The sequence below is a fragment of the Candidatus Magnetominusculus dajiuhuensis genome, from assembly GCF_046044395.1.
Taxonomy (GTDB): Bacteria; Nitrospirota; Thermodesulfovibrionia; order Thermodesulfovibrionales; family Magnetobacteriaceae; genus Magnetominusculus; species Magnetominusculus dajiuhuensis.
In genome coordinates, this window is the sequence record NZ_JBJUSG010000010.1 from 38626 (window position 1) to 48723 (window position 10098).

The window sequence follows — 10098 nt, forward strand, 5'->3', positions numbered from 1 at the left end:
ATAATGTTTAGTCTGTCAATGTTTATTATTTTCAGGGGGTGGCGGCACATGCCGAACTCAGGTAACCGCTCAGGCAGTCTAAGATAATTATTTGGCACGTCTATTGCCTAAAATCAGGGAATAATTTTATCATAGCCCCAGAAGTTAATTCGTTTTGAAAGTGAGGGCTTAGATTGCATTACTTCGATTACAACAACGGTGTGCTCCACGCCGAGGATGTTTCAGTGGAAACCCTTGTCGAGGCGTATGGCACGCCTCTGTACGTTTACAGCTATAAGACCCTGCTGCGGCATTTTAAGTCCTACGACGAATCATTTAAGGACTTCCCGCACATCATTTGTTACGCGCTGAAGGCCAACTCAAACGCCGCAATTTTGAGGACGTTCGCAGCGGAAGGCGGCGGGGCGGACATCGTATCGGGCGGTGAGCTTTTCAGGGCGTTGAAGGCCGGTATCCCGCCAGAGAAGATCGTCTACGCCGGCGTCGGTAAAAAAGAAGACGAGATAATCTATGCCCTGAGTGAAAACATCCTGATGTTCAACGTGGAATCTGAACAGGAACTGATGGCCATTGACAAGGCAGCCGCAAAGCTTGGCAAATCGGCCCCTATAGCCCTGCGCATAAACCCGGGCGTTGACCCTGCCACCCACGCTAAAATTACCACAGGTAATAAGAAAAATAAATTCGGGATACCCTTTGAGGGTGCCCTAGAGTTTTACAAACTCGCCCAAAAACTCAAACACGTTAAGATTGTCGGCATACACGAGCATATCGGCTCTCAGATTATCAGTCTGCAGCCGTTTCTCGTTGCGCTGCAGCGCCTGGTATCACTCATAGGGCAGTTGAAGGCCGAGGGAATCGAAATAAAATACCTTGACATCGGCGGTGGGCTTGGAATCCAATATCTTGATGAAATCCCGCCCCACCCCTCCGAGCTGGCCGAGAAAATTAAACCCATTTTTCAGGGCATGAACCTGACAATCGTCATGGAGCCGGGCAGGACACTCGTAGGCAACGCCGGGATGCTCATAACAAAAGTCCTGTATACCAAAAAAGGGCACGACAGGGACTTTATAATTGTGGATGCCGGAATGAATGACATGATAAGGCCGGCCATGTATGACGCCTATCACCATATCCAGCCCGTACATAAAAGGAAAAGGAAAGACGTGTTTGCCGACATCGTCGGCCCAATCTGCGAATCAGGCGATTTCCTTGGAAAGGACAGAGAACTGCCTGCCATCCTGCAGGGGGAATATGCCGCCGTGATGAGCGCCGGTGCCTATGGCTACTCAATGAGTTCCAACTACAACAGCAGGCCACGGGCGGCGGAGGTGCTTGTAAATGGCCCCGAACACTTCCTGATTCGCAAAAGAGAGACATACGAAGACCTCGTAAGAGGCGAGCTTGTCCCCGAGTTTATAAAATGAAGGTTGATTTCACAAAGATGCACGGCATAGGCAACGATTTTCTTGTCGTTGACTGTATAGCCGACAGCAGGCTTGCTGATATTTCCCACGAAGCATGGGGCAACGCCGCCATAAAACTCTGTAACCGCCGCTATGGGATTGGGGCAGACCAGATGCTCCTTCTTCTGCCATCGAAGACGGCCAACGTTGGTATGAGGATTTTCAATTCCGACGGCTCTGAGGTGCAGATGTGTGGAAACGGTATCCGGTGTCTTGCCATGTATGCCTGGGACAAGGGCATAGCAAGGGGTCTCATGATAGACGTGGAGACCCCAGCGGGAAACAAGACTATCAATAAAATAAACGATATGGTTCGTGTTAACATGGGAGAGCCGCGGCTTTCGGGAAGGGAAATCCCGGTCAATGCCGACGGGCAGATAATGGATTATCCTATTGAGGTAGGAGAGAAAAAGATTAAAGTTACATGTGTGTCCATGGGCAATCCACACGCCGTTGTCTTTGTGTTCGATGTGGATAGCTATCCAGTCGGCGCGTATGGCCCAAGGCTTGAGACAAATCAGTTTTTCCCCGGCAGGACAAACGTGGAGTTCGTTGAGATACTAAACCGCTGGGAGATAAAGATGCGCGTGTGGGAGCGTGGAGCCGGTGAAACGCTTGCCTGTGGGACAGGGGCGTGCGCCGCTGTGGTTGCCGCGCAAATGAAGGGATTTGTTGATACACACGTGACGGCTCACCTCAGAGGCGGCGGCCTTGAGATAGAACTTGCCCCTGACGGCAATGTTTATATGACAGGCCCTGCGGCATACGTGTTTACCGGCACTGTAGAAATATAGCATATATAGGAGGAATATCAATGTTCAAAGGCTCAATGGTGGCCATAGTAACACCCTTTAGTAATGGACGTTTTGACGAGAAGACCTATTCCGGGCTAATAGAGTGGCATATCGAATCCGGGACAAGCGCTATAATCCCGTGCGGCACTACGGGTGAGTCGGCCACGCTGGAATATGACGAACACTACAGGGTCATCGAAACCGCGATAAAGACCGTAAACGGCAGGGTCCCGGTAATAGCCGGTACCGGAGCTAACTCCACAGAAGAGACGATAAAGATGACCAAAGAGGCAAAAAGACTTGGAGCAGACGCGTCGCTTCTTGTCTGCCCGTACTATAATAAACCCACTCAGGAGGGCGTATATCGCCATTATAAAGCGGTTGCAGAGGCCGTAGATATACCTATCGTGCTTTATAACGTGCCGGGGCGAACGGCGCTGAACATACTGCCGTCAACGGTTGCCCGCCTCGCGGCAATTGAATCAATCGTTGCGATAAAAGAGGCCACAGGCGATATGAAACAAACCAGCGAGATTATAAGGCTCTGCGGTGATGCGATAACGGTACTCTCAGGGGACGACTTCACCACATTTCCACAGATGATGCTTGGCGGCAAAGGGGCTATCTCTGTAACGGCAAACGTGATGCCTAAGGAATCTGCCCGTATGTGCGCACTTATTGAGCAGGGCAATATAGACGAGGCCAAAAGGCTCCACTATTATCTTGACCCGTTAAACGCGGCTATGTTCATAGAGACGAATCCAATACCTGTGAAGACCGCCCTTGCGCTGATGGGCAAGGTGAAAGAGGAGTTTCGTCTGCCGCTTTGTGAGATGTCGGTCTCAAACAAAGACAAACTCAAAGACGTACTGCGCTCATACAAATTGATATAAGGGGCGTGGGGGGCGGCAACGGGTGTGAATGCTTGGGGCAAGGCACCGGAGTTCACAGTTTTAGATAACGGGGTGAAGGGGAGTTACTCCCCTTCGTCGTTGATCCTCAGGCTATTATGAAATAGTCTGATGGTGCGTTTGCCCTGCGTGGCAATGATTCTAAATCATAAGGTTTTTGCATCTCATTTATTGCATCAAAAAAATTTTCTCTTGCCTCTTCTACTGTTTTTCCCTGAGTTATTGCACCCGGCACATCATCTGTCCATGCTACCCGCCAATCACCGTCTTTAATAAATACTGCTTTTATTTTCATGTCTCGTCCCTCTTCTTGTATTTATAAGAGAATCTATTGGATGGTTATGTTGTTTCTTGTACCATCCCTGCAATACCCTATTATATCCATTTCTTAAATCCGAAAGCTATAATAATCTTCCTTTTGTTCAATCTTGCGGATGTCAAGCTATTCGGCGAAATAATCCTCAATGGCTGCCATCGGCAGGAAAAGCCGGTGCGAATAACTAATCAGCGGTATGAACTGGAAATGTTCATAGAAGGCTCTGGCCTTATCGTCCTTGGCATCGACAATCACCGCGGCTGAACCTATCTGTTCCGTCAAGATTAGAGACCGCCGCAGCGCGTCCACGAGTAATAATTCGCCATAGCCTCTGCCCTGATAATGACGGTCAACCGCCAGCCTACCAATCAACGTCGCAGGTATCAGGGGATAGCGCGGCAACTTCCTAACGACCTGCTCCGGCAACTCCCCGACATTTACACTGGTGGAAGAAAGCGTGTAGTACCCAACTATAGACTCAGGCCGGTCACCGGTGAGGACAAACGTGGCGGCAATTTTCCTTTTTGCGTCCTGCATGGCCTGTTGCCATATATAGCGCCCCAGAGCCTCCACTCCGCAATCAAAAGCCGCCCTGTTGTGATACTTACTGAGAGGTTCGATTACTGGCTTAGAATGGAACGACGTCGGCACGTCAATCCATGATCTTTTTATAGCGTGTTACCGCTTTTTTTAACCGGCCAGAGGGTAACTCGGGGTTCAGCAGCGCCGAGAGAAAGATTTTGCGGTCTTGCTCATCCAGCACCATGACCTCATCGTGGTCCTGAATGACTTTTGTTGCCACGACTTGCAGCGTGGATACCACAAAATCAGTCAATGTGCTGCCCTGCAGCTCTGCCGCCCTTTTAAACAAGCGTTTTTGTTCGCTGCTGACCCTGGCCTCCAGACGTTTGTATTTCGGATCAAATTCCGTTGATGGCATGGGATTTCCCTCCTATATCCTGTATTGTAACGACCTTGAGCCGTATACGTCAATAGGCATCGGGGCACATCGCGCCATTACAAATCAGCCTTAACTATAAGTCCTATCGGGAGGGATTCCCCAAATATTTCGTTTTCGTCGGCGTTATCAAGCGGGGTCAGCTCCTCTATCTGCCTGATAAAACGCCTTGCCCATCTGGCCGGTGGCTGCCCCTCGGCATAGGCCAGAAGTCTTCTTATGATTTCGGCACGCAGGGTCTCGTATATATCCCTTGCCCTGTCTCCGGTTTTCCTGGCAAGCTGGGCAACCGCATACGCCGTGTCCTCCGGTCTCGCCCAGCTCATATCAAGGCATTCCCTAATCCACCCCTGTACCACATCCACAGGGACCTGCCTGTCCAACTGGCCGTAAAAGCTCACCCTTGCCCCTATTCGTGACAATGACCAGAAATGGCTCCCAAGCACCCTGCCCTTTTCTTTTTTAATTACAAGAAGAAGCTCATTCCCAAGTTCAGTCTTAACCTGAGGCGTAAGGTGCTCAAGGCTCGATGCAAGCATCCATAGCTCCACTAACTCCGAACTCTGAAGGCGCGGGCCTTTCTTCTTCTTAGATGACATTATCAGTGGTGCTATGCGCTTGTATATGATGTCCTGATGTTGCGCGCTCAGCCCTCCGGCAACACGCCTCCACAGTATCCACCACTCGCTGCGGCACTGCCCGTCGCGTGAAAACCTCACCCCCTCTGAAAACTGCTTCCACAACTCCTTTACCCTCCAGTCATCCAGTGGATGCCCAAAACCGGGTCTCAGCAAAAATCCCGCAAGATTAAGCCACCGTGCCTCATGCCCCGGCGTAACAAGACGCCTCTGCCTAAGTGCAATCAGCGCATCCCACATCCTTCTGATAACCGCCACCGGCCAATTGGCCTTATTAGCAATGCCAAGGGCCTCCGGCAAGGCCCTCGGTAGGTCTTCGGGACTGTTACCGGCAAAGGCGCTTTCTATAAGTCTGACGGCGTCGTCAACATTGGATTCGTTCAGGGTATGGGTTGCGCCACCCGGTGCCATCTCCGGTGCCTTTCTGATGTCAAAGGCAAGTTTCCACTTATGTGTAGAGTTTTTCGATTCGCACCACACGTCAAGCGTACCGTATTCGTTGAGGCGTATGCCAAGCGACACCGGAAGCGCCGTGGCGACGGCCTTCTTCCCGTAATGCAGGATAGTCTTTATCTGGGGAAGCTCAACAAAGGAATCCCTCTGCGCGCTGATAATATCCCCCGGCCTGTCACCTGCCCTGTACGATGAGCAATATACCGAAAAAGAGACGGGCGTATTGGCGGCAACATGAAACTCCGGCTCAAGTATGTGCAGCTCTCCACCCTCTTCAAACCCCCGCGGCACTATGCAGGCGGCCACAATGAGGCCGTCATCAGAGGGTTCGCCGGTTTTGACCGCTATGTAGTAGGCCTTGCCAAGCCCGCCTGAAATCTTTATTTTCTTTGTATCAGAGCCTGATGCCGTTTGCCTCTTTACAAGCCCATAGTACGCCGCCCCTAAAGAAACCGCGTGGTCAAACCTGTTGTTTTCAAGTATGTCAATCGTCCAATCAGGCTGCCCTCCAAACCAGTGTCTTAGTCCATCAATCGCGCACTGCCTTATAAGCGATGCCTTAAAGACCCCGCCGTTGAATAATATAATATCTGGCCGTACTATGTTAACTCCTACATCGCTGTCAACGGCAAGGTCAGGATTGACCGCGTGTCTTTTTAAAAACGAGGCAAGGTGTTTCATTACCGCAGTGTCTGTTACGTATGGAAGGCCGAGTTCCTGAAATCCTGAGCGCTTGTCCTTATTTATCTCCTCCGCCTTGTCAACTTGCCGAAAAAATCCTTCAATGATTACGCGCCTTACGTCGTCGTAGGTGAGTTGTCCTTTCAGCGCACCGCCTATGACGCTGCGCCCCGTGCCAAGGATGGCAATGTCAAAGGCCTGTGCGCCGGGGGTATCACAGAGAAGCCCCTCTTTGGCAGACCTGCACTGCTCAGACAACGACACCCATCCCGCAATGCCAAGCGTGCGCCTTCCACCCAACATGCGGCCCTCCATCGCCATTGCCAACGCCAGGTCCATGTTATCGCCGCCAAGCATCAGGTGGTCTCCAACCGCCATTCTCTGAAACACCGGACACACGCCAGGCCCCTTCAGCGTGATAAGGTTAAAATCCGTAGTCCCACCGCCAACGTCAAAGACAAGAATCAACTGGTTTGGTTTAATAATAGACTGCCAGTCGTCCTCATGCTCAGAAAGCCATGAGTAAAACGCCGCCTGCGGCTCTTCAAGCAATGTGAAGGTCTTAATGCCCGCCATTTGTGCGGCCTCTGAGGTCAGCTCCCTCGCCGATTCGTCAAATGACGCAGGTATGGTGATTACTACCGCCTGATTTTCAAATTTTTTCTTCGCATCTCCACGGGCTATGACATAATCCCACGCCCCTGCGATGTGCTGTAAATAGCGGCAGGACGCCTCAACGGGGGAGAGTTTTCCACCGCCGTCTGAGTCCTGCCTGCCCCACGGTAAAATCGGGGATTTGCGCCCAACGCGACTGTGGCAAAGCCATGATTTTGCCGATGATACGAGGTTTAACGGGGCAGTGGCGCCTTTGACCCTCGCATACTCACCCACAATATAAGACACATCTTTCGACCACGGCAGGGCGCAGCTAGCCGCGCGTTCGTATTCGGTTGGCAGATATAAAAACGACGGCAGTTGAGGGCGTGCATTTACTTGCCCTTCGCCTGTGAGCTGCGGTATTTCAAATATATGAATCTCCTGCCCTGCCTCTGTGTCAACATATGCGGCAGAGGAGTTTGTAGTGCCAAGGTCTATGCCTACGATATATCGCGAGTGTCCAGACACTAAACCTCTTGCCGGACACTAAACTCAAGCTTCCACTTCCTCTGGCCCTCAATGGCCTCACACCATAGCTCAAGCGTACCTATCTCTGTCAGATAGCTGTGAATCTTCACGGGCACTACCGCGCCTTCGTCGCCATCCGCCTCCAGGGCGGTCTCCAATGAGGCAAGCTCAGCAAGCTCGGTCTCGTCCCATTGGTCAAGCACCTGGCCGGGCGTGTCTTCCTTTCTGATGTTTGAACCAAAAAACCTGAACACCGACTGCTCACCAACAACGAGGCCAAACACATGGCCGGCAATAGTGGCGTCTGTCCCCTCTTCCATCCCAAACGGCACCACGCAGACGGCCTTAACCGGTGCCGCCATACCGGGCACCGCCGGCATAGAGGTCTCAACCCCAATGTAGTAGGCACGTCCCGCACCTCCCCTTACACGTATGCCCTTCCCCCTTTTCGTATAACCATAGTAGGCCGCCCCAATGGCAACGGCCGTATCGGGGTCATCTCCAGCAAGGACAGTTACCGCCTCAGCGCCCTCTGCCTCTAACCACCCGCTCAGTACCTCGCTGACACGCTGCCTCAGAGATTGGCCCTTTGTCACGCCGCCGTTAAAGAGTATCTTCGTGGGATGGATGAATGTCTTTGATGTCTCTTTCTGCCCAAGGTGCTGCTTCAGAAATTTCGACAGGAATTTCGTCACCGCCGGGTCTGAGGAATATTGAAGGCCGAGTTCTTTAAACCCTGACAAACGCCTCTCGGCTGGATTGTCTTTGATAGCGCATTTGGGGAAGAAGCCTTCCACGATTGCCTGCTCTACCTCTTGTCTTTCAAGGACTGTCTTGATAGTGCCGCCAACAACCGACCGTCCCCGCCCAAGCACTACTATGTCGGCCTTAGTGCAGGATGGGCCGCTCAGAATTTTTTCTTTGGCCTCACGGCAGCTATGAGTAAGCCCCATCATTTGATATGAATCAATGGTTGTACCTTCGTCGGCAAATTTCTTCCTGACCGCATAGGCAAGCATGAGGTCCATGTTGTCCCCGCCAAGCAGTATATGGTCTCCTACGGCGATTCTCTTTAAGAGCAGTTCGCCGTCTTCCTCACGCACCTCAATAAGGCTGAAATCCGTCGTGCCGCCCCCGATATCGCAGACCACAACCACATCCCCTACCGTAACATCCTTCCTCCAGCCGTCCGGCTTCCCGTTTACCCACGCATAAAAGGCGCTAAGAGGCTCCTCAATCAGATTAACATCGGGAAGGCCTGCCATAGCGGCGGCCTTCACTGTAAGGTCACGCGCTACGGCGTCAAACGACGCGGGGACGGTCAGATAGATGTCCTGTGCCTCTAATTTTCGTGCCGCGTCCGCCCCTTCGGCCATCACCAGATTCCACGCCTGTCTGATGTGGTTTAAATATGCGGAGGATACCGCAACCGGAGACATCTTCTCAACCGTGTCCTGTACACCCCACGGCAGTATGGCAGACTGCCTGTCAATCCCCTCGTGGCACAACCACGACTTCGCCGAGGAAATGACGCGCGTCGGGGCCTGTGCGCCGCGCGCAAGGGCATACCTGCCGACAACATATTTTCCTGTCTCAGTAGTGTCCCACGGCAGCTTATAACTTATCTCCGGCCTTTCCGACTCCAGTGGCATATATAAGAACGACGGCAAAGACGGCAGCGTCTCCACCACCCCAATGTCTGTAACCTGCGGTATCTCAAAGAGATTGCACTGGAAATCGTCCTTTTGCGTATCTATATATGAAACGACACAGTTGGTCGTCCCTAAATCTATCCCAACTATAAACGGCGAATTTTTCATTGGCAACTCCTTATGTTATAAGAGTAAAAGGCAGGTAGCAACACATCTTTATCCCAATTAACGCTTATCCCGATTAACGCGTTAAAGAATTTCTACCTCGGCAGGTTCTACGACGCTGAGGTCATGGCCTTCTGAGGTCTCAGGCAAAGAGGTCGCAACGACGCGCCATCCGCAGTGCCTCAGTACGCCGCGAAACGGCGGCTGCCCTGTAACGTTGCCTGTAAGGCGAACGGAGGATGGGTCAAAGCCTGCCCCAACCGTTACCTCATGGCCTTCCTGTTCGTGCCTGACTGGTTCGATTTTCATATATTCCATCAGGGCCTCCCTGCATCCGGCGTGAATTGCCCTTATGGCGTGGCCGATTTGCTTATCATCGTATCCGCTTATGTCTTCCTGGAGGAAATCTATCAAACGGCCTTTCTTCTGTAATATCATAAGCGTTTGGGCGGCTTTAGGCTCGAACACGGGCGCCACCCGCTCCTCAGCCGTGGAGACCTCATCTGTATGTTTATCAGAATCATCAACTGAGGAGTTCGTAATCAGAGCACTTGCCGCGCCATAGACAAGCGCCGAGGTTATCAGCCCGACGGCGACAAAAATCCCGACAAGTACCATCCTTTGGGTGTTCATATTAATCGCGGCAATCGCCAACATCGCCATCATGGCCGCAGAACCAGTTGTAATGGCCGCAATAACTATAAACAGTTTTTTCTTGTCCAGCACGAAAGTACTATAACAACATCGCGTGGATATTGTCAATGTTGCGAGGGCAGCAGGGCAAACGCATTAGAAAAATAAAGCAAAAGATACCTATGCAATCACTCCAGCTTTGTCCCTTGCCGTCATTCCGGCTTGTCCGGAATCTTCCCTATTAGTGTGAGTTTCATGATGATTGTGCATATTCTGAGGCATAAGGACAATAGGGGTAGGGAA

9 protein-coding genes are annotated in these 10098 nt (G+C 51.7%); 3 read left to right on the forward strand and 6 right to left on the reverse strand.

The features are described 5' to 3' along the window. Nucleotides 1-173: 173 nt before the first annotated feature. From lysA to dapA, 3 genes are read left to right on the forward strand one after another with little or no spacing between them, the layout of a single operon-like run. Nucleotides 174-1430 carry a diaminopimelate decarboxylase gene (lysA, locus tag AB7D94_RS02855; protein WP_420264213.1) on the forward strand — a complete coding sequence of 419 codons (1257 nt, stop codon included), beginning with the start codon at nucleotides 174-176 and terminating at the stop codon, nucleotides 1428-1430. Further along, nucleotides 1427-2263 carry a diaminopimelate epimerase gene (gene dapF / locus AB7D94_RS02860; RefSeq protein WP_420264215.1) on the forward strand — a complete coding sequence of 279 codons (837 nt, stop codon included), beginning with the start codon at nucleotides 1427-1429 and terminating at the stop codon, nucleotides 2261-2263. The genes lysA and dapF overlap by 4 nt, the downstream gene beginning before the upstream one ends. 20 nt (nucleotides 2264-2283) lie before the next feature. Beyond that, complete coding sequence (dapA, locus tag AB7D94_RS02865) at nucleotides 2284-3156, forward strand: 4-hydroxy-tetrahydrodipicolinate synthase (RefSeq protein ID WP_420264216.1); 873 nt, start codon at nucleotides 2284-2286, stop codon at nucleotides 3154-3156. 106 nt (nucleotides 3157-3262) lie between these two features. Here dapA and AB7D94_RS02870 read toward each other — a convergent pair whose 3' ends face one another. From AB7D94_RS02870 to AB7D94_RS02895, 6 genes are all read right to left on the reverse strand, one after another. After that, nucleotides 3263-3469 (reverse strand): type II toxin-antitoxin system HicB family antitoxin, encoded by a 207-nt coding sequence (locus AB7D94_RS02870; protein WP_420264217.1) that lies wholly within the window; start codon nucleotides 3467-3469, stop codon nucleotides 3263-3265. 147 nt (nucleotides 3470-3616) lie between these two features. Beyond that, entirely contained in the window at nucleotides 3617-4141 is a 525-nt protein-coding gene (locus AB7D94_RS02875; protein ID WP_420264218.1) for a GNAT family N-acetyltransferase, read from the reverse strand. Nucleotide 4142: 1 nt separating this feature from the next. After that, nucleotides 4143-4430, reverse strand: a complete 288-nt coding sequence (locus tag AB7D94_RS02880) for a type II toxin-antitoxin system TacA family antitoxin (RefSeq protein ID WP_420264219.1) — start codon at nucleotides 4428-4430, stop codon at nucleotides 4143-4145. A 77-nt stretch (nucleotides 4431-4507) separates the two neighbouring features. Beyond that, nucleotides 4508-7345 (reverse strand): Hsp70 family protein, encoded by a 2838-nt coding sequence (locus AB7D94_RS02885; protein ID WP_420264220.1) that lies wholly within the window; start codon nucleotides 7343-7345, stop codon nucleotides 4508-4510. Next, nucleotides 7345-9165, reverse strand: a complete 1821-nt coding sequence (locus tag AB7D94_RS02890) for an Hsp70 family protein (protein WP_420264221.1) — start codon at nucleotides 9163-9165, stop codon at nucleotides 7345-7347. Before AB7D94_RS02890 ends, AB7D94_RS02885 begins: the two co-directional genes overlap by 1 nt. Before the next feature lie 81 nt (nucleotides 9166-9246). Beyond that, on the reverse strand, nucleotides 9247-9888 hold the full coding sequence (locus AB7D94_RS02895) for a DUF2760 domain-containing protein (RefSeq protein ID WP_420264222.1): 642 nt from the start codon (nucleotides 9886-9888) through the stop codon (nucleotides 9247-9249). Nucleotides 9889-10098 lie beyond the last annotated feature (210 nt).

Excerpts from the sequence above, each read along its gene's own strand:
- AB7D94_RS02870 (WP_420264217.1), bottom strand. The coding sequence starts at position 3,469 with ATGAAAATAAAAGCAGTATTTATTAAAGACGGTGATTGGCGGGTAGCA.
- AB7D94_RS02890 (WP_420264221.1), bottom strand. The coding sequence starts at position 9,165 with ATGAAAAATTCGCCGTTTATAGTTGGGATAGATTTAGGGACGACCAAC.
- dapF (WP_420264215.1), top strand. The coding sequence starts at position 1,427 with ATGAAGGTTGATTTCACAAAGATGCACGGCATAGGCAACGATTTTCTT.
- AB7D94_RS02880 (WP_420264219.1), bottom strand. The coding sequence starts at position 4,430 with ATGCCATCAACGGAATTTGATCCGAAATACAAACGTCTGGAGGCCAGG.
- dapA (WP_420264216.1), top strand. The coding sequence starts at position 2,284 with ATGTTCAAAGGCTCAATGGTGGCCATAGTAACACCCTTTAGTAATGGA.